The organism is Bacillus sp. N447-1, from assembly GCF_022701035.1.
Taxonomy (GTDB): Bacteria; Bacillota; Bacilli; order Bacillales; family Bacillaceae_G; genus Bacillus_A; species Bacillus_A cereus.
Genome location: NZ_CP065509.1, coordinates 3,427,453 through 3,444,727 on the forward strand (window position 1 = coordinate 3,427,453; position 17,275 = coordinate 3,444,727).

Sequence of the window (17,275 nt, forward strand, 5' to 3'; positions counted from 1 at the left end):
TATTGTCGAAAACTTTACCGAATATCTGTTCGTTTTTTTAGGTTTTTTATAGGTATTCGTGGTAAAATAATAATACAGATTTTTATGAGGAGGTCGGATTTTCTTGGAACGTCAATTTGAAATTGTCTCAGCGTATTCCCCGCAAGGTGATCAGCCGGTAGCTATAGAGAAGCTTGTAGAGGGAATTAATAGTGGAAAGAAAAAGCAAGTGTTGCTTGGAGCAACAGGAACGGGTAAGACATTTACGATTTCAAATGTCATTAAAGAAGTGCAAAAGCCAACACTTGTTATGGCTCATAATAAAACGTTAGCAGGGCAGTTATATAGTGAGTTGAAAGACTTTTTCCCGAATAATGCAGTTGAATATTTTGTTAGTTACTACGATTATTATCAGCCAGAAGCGTATGTACCACAAACAGATACGTTTATTGAAAAAGATGCGCAAATTAATGATGAAATTGATAAATTGCGTCACTCGGCAACGTCTGCATTATTTGAACGGGACGATGTAATTATTGTTGCGAGTGTTTCGTGTATATATGGCTTAGGTTCTCCAGAAGAATACCGCGAGCTAGTTGTTTCGCTTCGAGTTGGTATGGAAAAAGACCGTAATCAATTGCTTCGTGAACTTGTTGATGTACAGTATGGACGTAATGATATTGATTTCAAGCGTGGTACATTCCGTGTGCGAGGAGATGTAGTTGAAATCTTCCCGGCATCACTTGATGAGCATTGTATTCGAATCGAATTTTTCGGTGATGAAATCGATCGTATTCGTGAAGTAAATGCGTTAACAGGTGAAGTATTAGCAGAACGTGATCATGTAGCAATCTTCCCAGCATCTCACTTCGTTACACGTGAAGAAAAGATGAAGGTCGCTATTGAAAATATCGAAAAAGAATTAGAAGAGCGTTTAAAGGAATTAAATGATAACGGCAAGTTGTTAGAAGCGCAGCGTATAGAACAGCGTACACGTTATGATTTAGAAATGATGCGCGAGATGGGATTTTGTTCAGGTATTGAAAACTACTCCCGTCATTTAACACTTCGTCCAGCGGGGGCAACGCCGTATACGCTATTAGACTATTTCCCGAAAGATTTCTTAATCGTTATGGATGAATCGCACGTATCAGTACCGCAAGTAAGAGCGATGTATAACGGGGACCAAGCGCGTAAGCAAGTGCTTGTGGATCATGGATTCCGTCTGCCGTCAGCTTTAGATAATAGACCGCTCACATTCGATGAGTTTGAAGAGAAAACGAATCAAGTTATTTATGTTTCAGCAACGCCAGGACCGTATGAGTTAGAGCAGTCGCCAGAAGTAATAGAACAAATTATTCGTCCAACAGGGCTTTTAGATCCACCAATTGATATACGACCAATTGAAGGGCAAATTGACGATTTATTAGGAGAGATTCAAGATCGTATTGCAAAAAATGAACGTGTATTAATTACGACTTTAACGAAGAAAATGTCAGAGGATTTAACGGACTACTTAAAAGATGTAGGAATTAAAGTTAACTATCTTCACTCTGAAATTAAAACGTTAGAACGTATTGAAATTATCCGCGATCTTCGCCTCGGTAAATTTGATGTACTGGTCGGTATTAACTTATTACGAGAAGGATTAGATATTCCAGAAGTATCACTTGTAGCGATTTTAGATGCTGATAAGGAAGGGTTCTTACGTTCAGAACGTTCATTAATTCAAACAATCGGTCGTGCCGCGCGTAATGAAAACGGCCGCGTTATTATGTACGCAGATCGTATAACGAAATCTATGGGAATTGCGATTGAAGAAACGAAGCGTCGTCGTAGTATACAAGAAGCTTACAATGAAGAGCATGGTATTACGCCGAAAACGATTCAAAAAGGCGTTCGTGATGTTATCCGTGCAACGACAGCTGCTGAAGAGACAGAAACATACGAAGCAACTCCTGCTAAGAAAATGACGAAAAAAGAGCGCGAAAAGACAATTGCGAAGATGGAAGCAGAGATGAAAGAAGCAGCAAAAGCGTTAGACTTCGAGCGTGCAGCTGAACTAAGAGATTTACTATTAGAATTAAAAGCGGAAGGGTGAAAAAAGTGAGTAAGAGCAAGGATTTTATCGTTGTAAAAGGTGCTAGAGCACATAACTTAAAAAATATTGATGTAACCATTCCGAGAAATCAGCTTGTCGTTGTAACGGGATTGTCTGGTTCGGGGAAATCATCATTAGCATTTGATACGATTTATGCAGAAGGGCAGCGCAGATACGTAGAATCGTTATCTGCGTATGCGCGCCAGTTTTTAGGACAAATGGATAAGCCGGATGTGGACACGATTGAAGGATTGTCACCAGCAATTTCAATCGATCAAAAAACGACGAGTCGTAACCCACGTTCAACTGTCGGAACGGTAACGGAGATTTATGATTACTTACGTTTATTATTTGCACGAATTGGTACGCCAATTTGTCCGAATCATGGCATTGAAATTACGTCACAAACAGTAGAGCAGATGGTAGACCGCGTTCTTGAATATCCTGAACGTACGAAATTACAAGTGTTAGCGCCTATCGTTTCTGGGCGTAAAGGTGCGCATGTAAAAGTACTTGAAGATATTAAGAAGCAAGGATATGTTCGTGTTCGCGTTGACGGTGAAATGCTTGATGTATCTGAAGATATTGCGTTAGATAAAAACAAGAAGCATTCCATTGAAGTTGTAATTGACCGTATTGTTGTAAAAGAAGGAATCGCAAGCCGTCTTGCTGATTCACTTGAAAGTGCATTAAAGCTTGGCGGGGGACGAGTGTTAATCGATGTTATGGGAGAAGAGGAACTTCTGTTTAGCGAACATCACGCTTGTCCGCATTGTGGTTTTTCAATTGGAGAATTAGAGCCGCGTATGTTCTCATTCAATAGTCCGTTCGGAGCATGTCCTTCTTGTGATGGACTTGGTTCAAAGCTAGAGGTAGATTTAGAGCTTGTTATTCCTAACTGGGATTTATCATTAAATGAACATGCGATTGCGCCTTGGGAACCAACAAGTTCACAATATTACCCACAACTTTTACAATCTGTATGTAATCATTACGGCGTTGATATGGATGTGCCTGTAAAAAATATACCGAAAGATTTATTTGATAAAGTGTTGTACGGAAGCGGGGAAGAGAAAGTTTATTTCCGCTATGTAAATGAATTTGGTCAAGTAAAGGAAAATGAGATTTTATTTGAAGGTGTTATTCCAAACATTGAACGTCGTTATCGTGAAACGAGTTCCGATTACATTCGTGAGCAAATGGAAAAGTATATGGCAGAACAAGCTTGTCCAAAGTGTAAAGGTGGACGCTTAAAGCCTGAGAGTTTAGCTGTATTTGTTGGCAATAAAACGATTGCTGACGTAACGAAGTATTCAGTTCAAGAAGTACAAGAATTCTTCTCGAATGTAGAGCTAACGGAGAAGCAACAAAAAATAGCTCATTTAATTTTAAGAGAAATTCAGGAGCGCGTTGGGTTCTTAGTGAACGTTGGTTTAGATTATTTAACGTTAAGTCGTGCGGCTGGTACGTTATCAGGTGGTGAGGCGCAGCGTATTCGCTTAGCGACGCAAATTGGTTCTCGTCTAACTGGCGTACTTTATATTCTTGATGAGCCTTCAATTGGTTTACACCAGCGCGATAACGATCGTCTTATTCGTACATTGCAAGAAATGCGCGATTTAGGTAATACATTAATCGTTGTTGAGCATGATGAAGATACGATGATGGCTGCTGACTATTTACTTGATATAGGGCCTGGTGCAGGTATTCACGGTGGACAGGTCGTTTCAGCGGGGACACCGGCTGAAGTTATGCAAGATGAGAATTCATTAACAGGGAAGTATTTAAGTGGTAAAGAGTTTATTCCAGTTCCACTTGAAAGACGTAAAGGTGATGGACGTAAAGTAGAGATTGTGGGTGCAAAAGAGAATAATTTAAAGAACGCGAAAATGTCATTCCCGCTTGGTACGTTTGTAGCGGTAACGGGTGTATCTGGTTCTGGTAAAAGTACGATGATTAATGAAGTATTATATAAATCGTTAGCACAAAAGTTATATAAAGCGAAAGCAAAGCCAGGTACTCATAAAGAGATTAAAGGTCTTGAGCATTTAGATAAAGTAATCGATATTGATCAATCGCCAATCGGACGTACACCACGTTCAAATCCAGCAACGTATACAGGTGTATTCGATGATATTCGTGATGTGTTTGCCCAAACGAATGAAGCGAAAGTGCGCGGATATCAAAAAGGACGTTTCAGCTTTAACGTAAAAGGTGGCCGTTGTGAAGCGTGCCGTGGTGATGGAATTATTAAAATTGAAATGCATTTCCTACCAGATGTGTATGTTCCGTGTGAAGTTTGTCACGGTAAACGATATAATCGTGAAACGTTAGAAGTGAAATATAAAGATAAGAATATTTCTGAAGTGTTAGGGATGACAATTGAAGATGGGGTAGAATTCTTCGCCAATATTCCTAAAATTAAGCGTAAACTTCAAACGCTTGTAGATGTTGGGCTTGGTTATATGAAATTAGGTCAACCAGCAACAACGTTATCTGGTGGGGAAGCACAGCGTGTGAAATTAGCTTCTGAATTACACCGTCGTTCTACAGGTCGTACGTTATACATTTTAGATGAGCCAACGACTGGTTTGCATGCGCATGATATTGCACGTCTTCTAGAAGTGCTGCAACGTCTTGTTGAGAGCGGTGAGACGGTACTTGTAATTGAACATAATTTAGATGTAATTAAAACAGCTGATTATATCGTTGACCTTGGACCAGAGGGCGGAGATAAAGGTGGACAAATCGTTGCTTCAGGAACGCCAGAGCAAGTAGTGAAAGAAGAACGCTCATACACAGGTAAGTATTTAAAAGAGATTTTAAATCGTGATAAAGCAAGAATGAAAGAGAAAATAAAAGAAGTAGAGTTATCGCAATAAGTTTATTGATGAAAACCGAGTGGAAATGACGCTCGGTTTTTATTTTACGAGGAAAAACTGGTAAGCATGTTAGTAGGTATACAAGCATGAAAGATAGAATAAGTTGATATAAGTGTTTGTATCATACTTGCGTTTATTATCTATTAGCGTATGATGAAATATATATGTTTAAAAGGATGTGTAACGAAATGAGATGGATTGTATCACTTCTTGTAAATAGCGTTGTGTTAATCGCTGTATCGGGACTTTTAAAAGGGATTGCACCAGATGCATTTTACGTAGCAAATATACAAACTGCAATTATTGCGAGTATTATATTGGCGGTTTTAAATGTGTTCGTAAAGCCATTTTTAATTTTAATTACGCTACCAATTACTGTTGTAACTTTCGGCTTCTTCTTAATTGTTATTAATGCGATTACGTTAAAAATAGCAGATTCATTATTAGGAGATGCTTTTAATATATCAGGATTTGGTGTAGCGATTGTTGCGGCAATTTGTATTTCAATTTTTAATATGATAATTGAAAAGGCAATTGTTGAACCTCTATATGAAAAAAAGAGAAAGTGACAAAAAGAAAAACATTTCATTATTCGTATGAAATGTTTTTTTCTATTTATTAGAAACCGTATTTCTTGTTTCCAGAAAAAAATGGTACAATATCCGATAGAATGGAATTTTACATCAAACGAGACTGAACCCGCAGCGGAGTGGAGGTTTATACATATGCCGAAAGTAAGGACAAAAGATTTAATTGAACAATTTCAATTGGAGTTAATCAGTGGTGAAGAAGGCATTCATCGTCCGATTGATACAAGTGATTTATCACGACCTGGAATTGAAATGGCAGGATTTTTTACATATTATCCAGCAGATCGTGTGCAGCTTCTTGGAAAGACGGAGCTTACGTTCTTTGACACGTTAACGTCAGAGCAAAAACAAGAGAGAATGAAAGCGCTTTGTACTGAGGAGACGCCATGTATTATTGTAACTCGTAATCAAGATGTACCAGATGAGTTATTACAAGCATCACGTGAATCAGGTATGCCTTTATTACGTTCTTCTCAAACGACAACTAGATTATCAAGTCGTTTAACAAACTATTTAGAAGGTAAGTTAGCACCAACAACTGCTGTTCATGGTGTGTTAGTAGATATTTACGGTGTTGGTGTTTTAATTACAGGTCAAAGTGGTGTTGGTAAAAGTGAGACAGCTCTTGAGCTTGTAAAGCGTGGTCACCGTCTTGTTGCGGATGATAGTGTAGAAATTCGTCAAGAAGATGAAGACATGTTAGTCGGAAGCTCACCAGATTTAATCGAGCATTTATTAGAAATTCGTGGTCTAGGTATTATTAACGTTATGACGTTATTCGGTGCAGGGGCAGTACGAAATTATAAGCGTATTACACTTGTTATTAATCTTGAAATTTGGGATCAAAAGAAAAATTACGATCGCTTAGGTCTTGATGAAGAGAAGATGAAAATTATTGATACAGAGCTTACGAAGATTACACTTCCAGTTCGTCCTGGTCGAAACTTGGCTGTTATTATTGAAGTAGCAGCGATGAACTTCCGTTTAAAACGTATGGGAGTCAATGCAGCACAGCAGTTCTCTGAACGATTAATGAGTGCAATTGAGTTAGGAAATCAGGAGTAAACTTTGGAGAGGGAGGTCATATACATATGCTGTTAGCTTCTGTACCACAGCTTGACCGTGTAGCTATCCAACTTGGGCCATTTCCTGTGTATTGGTACGGGATTATTATCGGTACAGGTGTGCTATTAGGTCTTTGGCTGGCAACTCGCGAGGGAGAAAGGCTAGGTATTCCAAAAGATACATTTGTTGACCTTGTATTAATTGCAGTACCGATCGCTATTCTTTTTGCGAGAATGTACTATGTTATTTTTGAATGGGAATATTACGCACAAAATCCGAGTCAAATTATTAATATTCGTCAAGGTGGTTTGGCGATTCATGGTGGTTTAATCGGGGCTGTTATTACAGGTGTTCTTTTTGCGAAACGACGCGGACTTTCTTTCTGGAAGTTGGCTGATATTGCTGCACCAAGTATTTTACTAGGACAAGCAATTGGCCGATGGGGAAACTTTATGAACCAAGAGGCGCATGGTGATGAAGTAACGAGACAGTTTTTAGAAGGTCTTCATTTACCGGATTTTATTATTAATCAAATGTATATTGAGGGTGTGTACTATCATCCGACGTTTTTATATGAATCATTATGGAATTTTGCAGGCGTAATTTTACTACTTGCATTAAGAAAAGTGAATTTACGTCGCGGGGAGTTATTCTTCACATATTTAATTTGGTATTCAGTAGGACGCTTCTTCGTAGAAGGCTTACGTACAGATAGTTTAATGCTAGGACCACTTCGTATCGCACAAGTAATGTCAATTGGACTTGTTGTTATTTCTATTATTTTCATTATTGTGAGACGAAAAATGGGGCAAGCTGATAAAAGATATTTAGAAAATTAGAGACAAGTAGCATCTTATTATAAGATGCTGCTTCTTTCATATTCAGGAAGGCGAAAGGACTAAGGCGATGAGAATAAATACAGTTTTATTTGATTTAGATGGAACTTTAATTAATACAAACGAACTTATTATTTCTTCTTTTTTACATACTTTAAATACGTATTATCCAAATCAATATAAGCGTGAAGATGTATTGCCATTTATCGGTCCATCTTTGCATGATACTTTCAGTAAGATTGATGAAAGTAAGGTTGAAGAGATGATTACAAGTTATCGCGAATTTAACCATGATCATCATGATGAATTAGTAGAAGAATATGAAACTGTATATGAAACAGTTCGAGAGTTGAAGAAGCAAGGTTATAAAGTTGGTATTGTTACAACGAAAGCGAGACAAACCGTTGAGATGGGATTACAGTTGTCAAAGCTTGATGAATTTTTTGATGTTGTCGTGACAATTGATGATGTAGAGCATGTGAAACCACATCCAGAGCCACTTCAAAAAGCGCTTGAATTATTAGATGCAAAACCAGAAGAAGCATTGATGGTTGGGGATAATCATCATGATATTGTCGGTGGTCAAAATGCGGGGACGAAAACAGCTGCGGTTTCATGGACGTTGAAAGGTAGAGCGTATTTAGAGGCTTACAAGCCGGACTTTATGCTAGATAAAATGAGTGATTTGCTACCGATTTTGTCTAATATGAACCGTTCATAAAGGTCCAAGTAAGTTAGTAGAGGAGCGAGCTAAGTGCGACGGACAACGCGCTATCCTGTTTCAGGAGAAAATTCATTATGGAATGTGTATAAAACAGTGTCTTTTTGGAAGGTAATGAAAAACTTTATTATTATCCAAATTGCACGTTACACGCCATTTTTATCTGTGAAGAATTGGTTGTACCGCACTTTTTTACGGATGAAAGTAGGAAAGAAAACATCATTTGCGCTTATGGTAATGCCGGATATTATGTTCCCAGAAAAGATAACTGTGGGAGAGAATTCGATTATTGGCTATAACACAACGCTTTTAGCACATGAATATTTAATTCGTGAATATCGACTTGGGGAAATCGTCATTGGAAATGAAGTGATGATTGGAGCGAATGTAACAATATTACCAGGTGTGAAAATTGGAGACGGTGCGACTGTCTCAGCTGGCACACTTGTTCATAGAGATGTACCGAGCGGTGCTTTCGTAGGTGGAAATCCAATGCGTATTATTTATACGAAAGAGCAAATGACCGCCAGAGAAGGTTCATGGTGAAAATGTAACATTTCTCCTCTTTTTTTATGAATAAAAAGGAAATAATTGAGTATAATATACTGTTTTGTTTTTTACGGAATCGTTTATACTTATAGATAGAAGAATGTGTGAACGAAGAAAACAAAAAACTGGAGGATATATGGGGAAAAATCAAAGGATATATAAGGAGAACGGACAAGTTATCTCTTTTAATCAATTAGCGGACTTCTTTTATAAAAAAGGGATGAGAGCTTACAAAGGACAAAAATTGCAAGATGCAATTAAATATTTTCGAAGAGCGGCACAAAGTGAGAAGGAGCCGTTTATTTTATGTCAATTAGCAACAGTATTATCTGAGGCTGGTGAATATCAAGAGTCGAATCAAACCTTCTTAAAGTTAGTTAGATCTAATCCTGAACTTGAACAGTGCTATTATTTTATTGCAAATAATTATGCATATATGGGGTTATTTCAACAGGCGAAGAAATATGCGGATCGCTATTTAGAAGTTGCAAAAGAGAAGGAATTCGTAGAAGATACATTAGAACTTCTAGAGATTATGGAAGAAGAAGCAATGGGTGCGGAAGAGATTGAAGATGAAGATGATTTAATTGTTATGCAGGAAGAAGCGAATCGTTATATTCGTAATGGACAATTAGAAGAAGCAATTGCTACATTAGAAATTGTTACGAAAGATTATCCGGAATTTTGGTCAGGTCATAATAATTTAGCCATTGCACATTTTCAATCGGGTAATGTAGACAAAGCGCTGAAGTTAACAGAAATGATTTTAGAGAAAAATCCTGGTAATATACATGCGCTTTGTAATACACTTATTTTTCTATATTCAATTGGAGAGCATAAACAAGTAGAAGCATTAGCGGGACAGCTAGTTTCAGTATATCCAATTTCATTTGAGCATCGTTTGAAACTGGGAACTACACTTGCAACAATTGGTTATTTCGAGCATGCATATAAATGGTTCAAACTATTAAAGCGTCAAGGATATGAGGGGGACGTTAGTTTTTATTATTGGTTTGCATATTCTGCTTATATGGTGAAAGATCAGCAACTAGCTGAAAAAATGTGGCAATATGTCGTGGAATTGCATCCTGATAAAAAGGGAAAAGAACCGTGGAATGCGCTGAATTTAGCAGATGAAGGACAAAACGTGTTATTTGAAGAATTACGAAAATCATTTCAGCAAAGTGCGACGCTAGAAGAACAAATGCTAGCTTTATATTTAATGAATGAATTGTCAACGCCGGAGAAGGTGGGATTCTTCTTTGATATAACGCAAGCGAAGAACGGTGTTCCCATCGTATCACAACTTGCAAAGTACTTCTTTTTACTTAATAGTCATAAGAGTATTCCAGCTGATTTACAGCAATTTGAGCAGTGCGCGAGAATCGCGGATGCATTATACAATTATACGAAAAAAGATGATGAATTAATTGAAGAGTGTTTACACTTTTGGTTTTGTACGTTCATACGTTTATATACATCTGGAGACATATTTACAAATGTGTACGGCTGGTCAGCTGCGATTGAATACATTGTACGCGGCGAACAAGGAAATAAAATGACACAGTCGGAGCTTGGAGATGTATATAATGTATCTGTAGCGACTGTCCGAAAGTATGTGCAAGCTGTTAAGCGTACGCACACATAAGATAAGCAAATCATTGGGAAAAAAATGATGCTAACAGTATAATGAGGGTAACTTAATTGTGTAGGAATGGATAGGAGTGAATAGTGTGTCAGAAGAAAAAATTTATGATGTCGTTATTATTGGTGCAGGACCAGCTGGTATGACAGCTGCAGTATATACATCTCGTGCAAATTTAAGCACATTAATGCTTGAGCGTGGTATTCCAGGTGGCCAAATGGCAAACACGGAAGATGTAGAAAACTACCCAGGTTATGAGTCTATTTTAGGACCAGATTTATCAAATAAAATGTTCGAGCATGCGAAGAAATTTGGTGCTGAATATGCATACGGTGATGTGAAAGAAGTCATCGATGGTAAGGAATACAAAACAATTATTGCTGGTAAAAAAGAATATAAAGCACGTGCAATTATCGTTGCAAGCGGTGCAGAGTATAAAAAAATTGGTGTACCGGGTGAAACAGAACTTGGCGGCCGCGGTGTATCATATTGTGCAGTATGTGACGGAGCATTCTTTAAAGGAAAAGAACTTATCGTAATTGGCGGCGGAGATTCTGCTGTTGAAGAGGGTGTGTTCTTAACGCGCTTCGCATCAAAAGTAACGATCGTTCACCGTCGTGACACGCTTCGTGCACAGAAAATTTTACAAGACCGTGCTTTCCAAAACGAAAAAGTAGATTTCATTTGGAATCACACGATAAAAGAAATCAACGAAGCAAGTGGTAAAGTAGGAAGTGTAACACTTGTGGACGTAAATAGTGGAGAAGAGAAAGAAGTCAAAACTGACGGCGTATTCGTATACATCGGTATGTTACCTTTATCAAAACCATTTGTTGAACTAGGTATTACAAATGAAAATGGTTACCTTGAAACGAACGAGCGTATGGAAACGAAAATTCCTGGTATTTTCGCAGCTGGTGATGTTCGTGAAAAAATGCTTCGTCAAATTGTAACTGCAACAGGTGACGGTAGTATTGCAGCGCAAAGTGCACAACATTACGTAGAAGAATTATTAGAGGAATTAAAAACTGTATCAGAAAAATAAGGGATAATATACCTTGTGAGAAGAAAGCTACCGACAGGAGCTTTCTTCTTTTTTTGTGTGAAAATGTCAAAGTTTTGTCAAAAAATATAAGGATTATAAGCTTTCTTATTGATATACTGGACTTTACGGAAAAAATCACTATAAGAAATGAGGAATTTATTCAGTATGGAATGGCGTAATATATATCGTGGATTTTGTATGGGCGTTAGTGATTTAATTCCTGGTGTGAGCGGCGGTACAATCGCTGTTGTGTTAGGGATTTATGAACAATTGCTTGCGGCAATTAGTGGATTCTTTAGTCGTGAATGGAAAAAACATTTAGGATTTTTAATTCCACTTGCAGCTGGTGTGGCAGCGGCATTTTTAACGTTAAGTCACGTTATTAAATATTTACTTGCAAATCATTATGAACCGACTCAATTTTTCTTCCTCGGTTTAATTATTAGTATATTACCGATGTTAATGAGGGAAGCTGATGCAAAGTCGTCGTTTAAAGGTAAGCACATCGTTTTATTAATAGTTGCAGCAATTCTTGTTGCGATTACAGCTTTCTTTAAACCAGATAAGGCAGCAGATCCAATTACGACGTTAACAATTTTAAATGCAATTGGTTTATTTTTCGCAGGATGGATGGCTAGCATGGCCATGCTGCTTCCTGGAATTAGTGGATCGTTTATTTTATTAATTATTGGTGTGTATCCAACAGCAATTAACGCTTTAACTACACTTAACTTACCTTTAATCGTGGTTATCGGTGCTGGTGTTATGGTTGGATTTGTTGTAAGTAGTAAAGGCATTAGTTTTTTATTAGATCGTTATAAAAGTATGACATTTGCGGCAATTATTGGACTTGTAATCGGTTCGATTGTAATTGTATTCCCTGGGATTCCGACTGGTGGATTTTCAATTATAAGTTCAATCATTACCTTTATTTTAGGATTTGCGATTGTTACTTATTTCGGTAAGAAATAAGGGCTTTAATCCCCTTGGCGATAAAAATCGTTAAGGGGATTTTTTCATGCTATTCATTCAAAGTATAAGCATTTACATTGCTTGTTATAGAAAGCTTTTTTAAAATTGCTGAGTAGTATATGCTTAGCGAAAGAGGACTGGCTCCTTCGTTGTAGCAAACTGTTTTTGATAGTATAATGAAAGAAGTATGCAGTGAGAAATTTTACTGCAAGTAGCTGAGGTGAAGAAACATGCAAAGAGTGACAAACTGTGTGTTAATTAGAGATAATGAAGTACTCTTACTCCAAAAACCTCGCCGAAATTGGTGGGTTGCACCAGGCGGGAAAATGGAGCGTGGTGAGACTGTAAGAGATTCCGTTGTTCGCGAGTATCGTGAAGAAACAGGTATTTATTTGAAAAACCCAGCGTTAAAGGGGGTCTTCACCTTTGTCATCCAAGAAGGTGATAAAGTTGTTTCTGAATGGATGATGTTCTCCTTTTTAGCGACAGATTTTGCAGGAGAAAACAAACTAGAGAGCGAAGAAGGCATCATTGGTTGGCATACATTTGATAAAATTGATGATTTAGCAATGGCGCCAGGAGATTATCACATTATTGATTATTTAATTAAAGGAAATGGCATAATCTACGGTACATTTGTATATACCCCAGATTTTGAGTTGCTTTCATATCGATTAGATCCGAGTTAAACCGTCAAGGAGAGGATACAATGACAGAGAATAATGATATAAAAATGGTAATTATTACAGGGATGTCTGGAGCCGGAAAAACAGTAGCTTTACAAAGTTTTGAAGATTTAGGATATTTTTGTGTGGATAATTTACCACCGATGTTATTGCCAAAGTTTATTGAGCTTATGGCGGATTCAAAAGGGAAAATGAATAAAGTGGCACTTGGTATTGATTTACGTGGCCGCGAGTTTTTCGAACATTTATGGGGAGCACTTGATGATTTATCAGAACGTACATGGATTATTCCTCATATTTTATTTTTAGATGCGAAAGATAGTACGCTTGTAACTCGTTATAAAGAAACGAGACGTTCGCATCCACTTGCACCAACTGGTTTGCCGTTAAAGGGAATCGAAGCAGAGCGTAATTTATTAACAGATATGAAGGCACGAGCGAATATTGTGCTTGATACATCGGATTTAAAACCGAAAGAATTACGTGAAAAAATTGTTCACTTGTTCTCAACAGAAACTGAGCAAGCATTTCGTGTAAATGTTATGTCATTTGGATTTAAGTACGGTATTCCAATTGATGCAGATTTAGTATTTGATGTTCGTTTTTTACCAAATCCATATTACATTCCACATATGAAGCCATTAACAGGACTAGATGAAGAAGTTTCTTCGTATGTACTGAAATTTAATGAGACACATAAGTTTTTAGAGAAGTTGACGGATCTGATTACTTTCATGCTGCCTCATTATAAAAGAGAAGGCAAAAGTCAACTTGTAATTGCAATTGGATGTACAGGTGGACAGCATCGTTCTGTTACGCTTACAGAATACCTTGGGAAACATTTGAAACCAGAGTATAGTGTTCATGTATCTCATCGTGATGTGGAGAAGAGAAAGGGCCATTAAGGGATGAAAAAAGAGAGAAAGCCTAAAATTGTCATCATGGGAGGCGGAACTGGACTCTCTGTTTTATTAAGGGGATTAAAGCAATATCCTGTTGATATTACAGCAGTTGTTACAATTGCTGATGATGGTGGCAGTTCGGGTAGATTACGTGATGAGCTAGAAATTCCACCTCCAGGTGACATCCGTAACGTACTTGTTGCGTTATCGGATGTAGAGCCACTGGTGGAAGCTTTATTTCAGCACCGTTTCACAACAGGAGACGGACTGAAAGGTCATGCGTTAGGAAATCTATTGTTGGCAGGTATGACCTCGATTACAGGAGACTTTTTCCATGCAATTACAGAAACAAGTAAAGTATTAAATGTCAGAGGACGTGTATTACCAGCAGCGAATCAAAGTGCGGTACTTCATGCGGAACTTGAAGATGGGGAAATTGTAACAGGTGAATCAAAGATTCCTTATTACGGAAAGAAGATTAATCGTGTCTTTTTAACGCCAGAAGATGTAGAGCCATTGCATGAAACGTTGGCTGAGATTAAACGAGCTGATTTACTTGTTTTTGGTCCTGGAAGTTTGTATACGAGTATATTGCCCAATTTAGTTGTTAACAAAATTGGAGACGCTGTTCTTGCTGCAAAGGCGAAGAAGGTATATGTATGTAACGTTATGACACAAGCGGGTGAAACGATGGGATATACTGCTTTTGATCATGTGCAGGCGTTACACGATCATTTAGGGCAACCATTTATCAATACTGCAATTGTAAATAACCGTGAGATTCCTTGTGAATTACGCAAGTCATATGAGGAAGAAATGTCTACACCAGTTGTAGTGGATGAAGAACGTTTTGTTGAAAATAATATTGATGTTATTCAAGAGGGATTAGCGAAGTATGATGATCATGTTGTAAGGCATGATACGTTAAAGTTAGCGTCCATTTTATATTCATTGTTATAAATATGCGTTGCCTCGTTTGAGGTAGCGCTCCTCATTCATATAGGACAAGAATTTTGTTCCATAATAATCGTATAAGGAGGTGTTGACTGTGTCATTTGCATCAGAAACAAAGAAAGAGTTGACGAATCTTGAGATGAAGGAATGCTGTGAGAAAGCAGAATTATCAGCGTTACTTCGAATGAACGGGTCGCTTTCTTTTTCAAACCGTCGTCTATCTATCGATATTCAAACGGAAAATGCGGCAATTGCAAGAAGGATTTATACGCTTTTGAAAAAAGGATATGACGTGACGGTAGAATTGCTTGTCCGTAAAAAAATGCGCTTGAAGAAAAATAATGTATATATTGTGCGGCTTGTTGAGAAGTCTCGCGAAATATTAGCTGATCTTCATATCGTTCGAGATGACTTTTCATTTATTCGAAATATATCACAAGAATTGATTGAGAAGAAATGTTGTAAACGATCGTACTTACGTGGCGCATTTTTAGCAGGTGGTTCAGTAAATAACCCAGAAACATCATCTTATCATTTAGAAATCTTTTCGTTATATAAGGAACATAATGATGCTATATGTGAACTGATGAACGGATTTGATTTAAATAGTAAGACGTTGGAAAGAAGAAAAGGGTACATTACGTATTTGAAAGAAGCAGAAAAAATTACAGAGTTTTTAAATATTATAGGTGCTCATAATGCACTTTTAAGATTTGAAGATATTCGAATCGTACGTGATATGCGTAATTCTGTAAATCGTTTAGTGAACTGCGAAACAGCTAATTTAAATAAAACAATTGGTGCAGCACTAAGACAGATTGAAAATATTCGTTATATTGATGAGACAGTTGGTCTTGATATTTTGCCGGATAAATTACAAGAGATTGCACAATTACGAAGAGATTATCAAGATGTAACATTGAAAGAGTTAGGTGAGATGGTATCCGGGGGGAAGATTAGTAAGTCGGGTATTAATCATCGTTTGCGTAAAATCGATGAAATCGCAGAGAAATTACGCGCGGGGGAAACGTTAGTAAAAAAATAAGAGGTTAAAGGGGAAATGGAGCTGTGGTTCAAAAACGAGTTCAGGTTTCATTAAAAAACGGTTTACAAGCACGTCCGGCTGCGTTGTTTGTACAAGAGGCAAATCGCTTTCATGCAGATATCTTCATCGAGAAAGATGGAAAGACAGTAAATGCAAAGAGCATAATGGGGATTATGAGCTTAGCAATTGGAACTGGAAGCATGATAACAATTACAACAGAAGGTTCAGATGCAGAAGAGGCTTTAGAAGCATTAGCTGCATATGTACAATAAAAAGCTATCGCGTATATGCGATAGCTTTTTTGTTTTGTTGTTTGTGCGGATTAGCGGGGAGGGGTATTTAGCTGGTTTGTCCTTGTCGGAGATTGTCGGTAAATCGATATGTTGTGTCGAACCGTTGATATATTAAAAAAATCGTTGATATAATTTAAGTTTTGTTCGATATAATTGAAAAATCGTTGATATATTTAGGTGAATACCAGGGTGGGTATCCAGAAGGAGGTGCATGATAATAAAAAAGCACCCTGTAATAGGGCGCTTTTTTATGTATCCAGCTCCAGCGGCTAGAATCTCCGGTCGCTTCGCCCCTTCATTCGAGGCAAAAAGCGCCTCGGAATCAGGTGCTCCATCGCCCTGTGATTCTGAACGAGTCGCTTCCGCTTTTAGTTATTAACGATTTGTAAAGATCTTATCGATTAAACCGTATTCTAAAGCTTTTTCTGCTGTCATGAAGTTGTCGCGGTCTGTGTCGCGTTGTAGTACTTCAAGTGGTTGACCAGTGCGGTCAGCAAGAATTTGGTTTAGTTTTTCACGTAAGAATAGGATACGTTTTGCAGCGATTTCGATTTCAGTCGCTTGACCTTGTGCTCCACCAAGTGGTTGGTGAATCATTACTTCACTGTTTGGAAGTGCATAACGTTTTCCTTTTTCACCTGCTGCAAGTAAGAATGCACCCATAGATGCAGCCATACCGATACAGATTGTTGATACTTGTGGTTTAATAAACTGCATTGTATCATAGATTGCCATACCCGCTGTGATAGAACCACCAGGGCTGTTGATGTAGATGTGAATATCTTTTTCTGGATCTTGAGATTCCAAGAATAAAAGCTGGGAAACGATTGAGTTAGCTACGTTGTCATCAATTGCACTACCAAGCATAATGATGCGGTCTTTTAATAGTCGAGAGTAAATATCGTAAGCGCGTTCTCCACGATTTGTTTGTTCAATTACTGTAGGAATTAAATTCATCTGTTATTTCCTCCTTATAAAGCTTTCTTAGTCTTATAATACAATTATGGTCA

Annotated in this window: 16 protein-coding genes; 15 read left to right on the top strand and 1 reads right to left on the bottom strand. The window is 37.7% G+C overall.

The window, feature by feature from the left end:
* The first annotated feature begins 103 nt into the window (after window positions 1-103).
* The 15 genes from uvrB to IQ781_RS17335 all read left to right on the top strand — a co-directional run bounded on the left by uvrB (window position 104) and on the right by IQ781_RS17335 (window position 16,244).
* On the top strand, window positions 104-2,080 hold the full coding sequence (gene uvrB, locus IQ781_RS17265) for an excinuclease ABC subunit B (RefSeq protein WP_000441059.1): 1,977 nt from the start codon (window positions 104-106) through the stop codon (window positions 2,078-2,080).
* A 5-nt stretch (window positions 2,081-2,085) separates the two neighbouring features.
* Entirely contained in the window at window positions 2,086-4,962 is a 2,877-nt protein-coding gene (gene uvrA / locus IQ781_RS17270) for an excinuclease ABC subunit UvrA (protein WP_000045572.1), read from the top strand.
* A 188-nt stretch (window positions 4,963-5,150) separates the two neighbouring features.
* Window positions 5,151-5,531 (top strand): phage holin family protein, encoded by a 381-nt coding sequence (locus tag IQ781_RS17275; RefSeq protein ID WP_001267308.1) that lies wholly within the window; start codon window positions 5,151-5,153, stop codon window positions 5,529-5,531.
* 156 nt (window positions 5,532-5,687) lie between these two features.
* Window positions 5,688-6,617 carry an HPr(Ser) kinase/phosphatase gene (gene hprK / locus IQ781_RS17280; RefSeq protein WP_001127250.1) on the top strand — a complete coding sequence of 310 codons (930 nt, stop codon included), beginning with the start codon at window positions 5,688-5,690 and terminating at the stop codon, window positions 6,615-6,617.
* Between the two features lie 26 nt (window positions 6,618-6,643).
* Window positions 6,644-7,456, top strand: a complete 813-nt coding sequence (gene lgt / locus IQ781_RS17285; protein ID WP_000922849.1) for a prolipoprotein diacylglyceryl transferase — start codon at window positions 6,644-6,646, stop codon at window positions 7,454-7,456.
* A gap of 67 nt (window positions 7,457-7,523) precedes the next feature.
* A complete protein-coding gene (gene ppaX, locus IQ781_RS17290) occupies window positions 7,524-8,174 on the top strand; it encodes a pyrophosphatase PpaX (RefSeq protein ID WP_001222403.1) in 651 nt (216 codons plus the stop codon).
* A gap of 33 nt (window positions 8,175-8,207) precedes the next feature.
* Complete coding sequence (locus IQ781_RS17295; RefSeq protein ID WP_001255070.1) at window positions 8,208-8,720, top strand: acyltransferase; 513 nt, start codon at window positions 8,208-8,210, stop codon at window positions 8,718-8,720.
* A 139-nt stretch (window positions 8,721-8,859) separates the two neighbouring features.
* The gene (locus tag IQ781_RS17300; protein WP_000517741.1) at window positions 8,860-10,371 is read left to right on the top strand and encodes a tetratricopeptide repeat protein; all 1,512 of its coding nucleotides are present in this window, start codon (window positions 8,860-8,862) and stop codon (window positions 10,369-10,371) included.
* An 85-nt stretch (window positions 10,372-10,456) separates the two neighbouring features.
* On the top strand, window positions 10,457-11,413 hold the full coding sequence (trxB, locus tag IQ781_RS17305; protein WP_001288078.1) for a thioredoxin-disulfide reductase: 957 nt from the start codon (window positions 10,457-10,459) through the stop codon (window positions 11,411-11,413).
* 165 nt (window positions 11,414-11,578) lie between these two features.
* Window positions 11,579-12,385 (top strand): DUF368 domain-containing protein, encoded by an 807-nt coding sequence (locus tag IQ781_RS17310; protein ID WP_000455196.1) that lies wholly within the window; start codon window positions 11,579-11,581, stop codon window positions 12,383-12,385.
* 230 nt (window positions 12,386-12,615) lie between these two features.
* The gene (locus IQ781_RS17315) at window positions 12,616-13,074 is read left to right on the top strand and encodes an NUDIX hydrolase (RefSeq protein ID WP_001190080.1); all 459 of its coding nucleotides are present in this window, start codon (window positions 12,616-12,618) and stop codon (window positions 13,072-13,074) included.
* 20 nt (window positions 13,075-13,094) lie between these two features.
* Entirely contained in the window at window positions 13,095-13,976 is an 882-nt protein-coding gene (gene rapZ, locus IQ781_RS17320) for an RNase adapter RapZ (RefSeq protein WP_000138459.1), read from the top strand.
* A 3-nt stretch (window positions 13,977-13,979) separates the two neighbouring features.
* A complete protein-coding gene (locus tag IQ781_RS17325) occupies window positions 13,980-14,933 on the top strand; it encodes a gluconeogenesis factor YvcK family protein (protein ID WP_000712188.1) in 954 nt (317 codons plus the stop codon).
* Between the two features lie 88 nt (window positions 14,934-15,021).
* Complete coding sequence (gene whiA, locus IQ781_RS17330) at window positions 15,022-15,972, top strand: DNA-binding protein WhiA (RefSeq protein WP_000006558.1); 951 nt, start codon at window positions 15,022-15,024, stop codon at window positions 15,970-15,972.
* A gap of 23 nt (window positions 15,973-15,995) precedes the next feature.
* Entirely contained in the window at window positions 15,996-16,244 is a 249-nt protein-coding gene (locus tag IQ781_RS17335; RefSeq protein ID WP_000250307.1) for an HPr family phosphocarrier protein, read from the top strand.
* 396 nt (window positions 16,245-16,640) lie between these two features.
* Here IQ781_RS17335 and clpP read toward each other — a convergent pair whose 3' ends face one another.
* A complete protein-coding gene (gene clpP / locus IQ781_RS17340) occupies window positions 16,641-17,222 on the bottom strand; it encodes an ATP-dependent Clp endopeptidase proteolytic subunit ClpP (protein ID WP_001049162.1) in 582 nt (193 codons plus the stop codon).
* Between the last annotated feature and the right edge of the window lie 53 nt (window positions 17,223-17,275).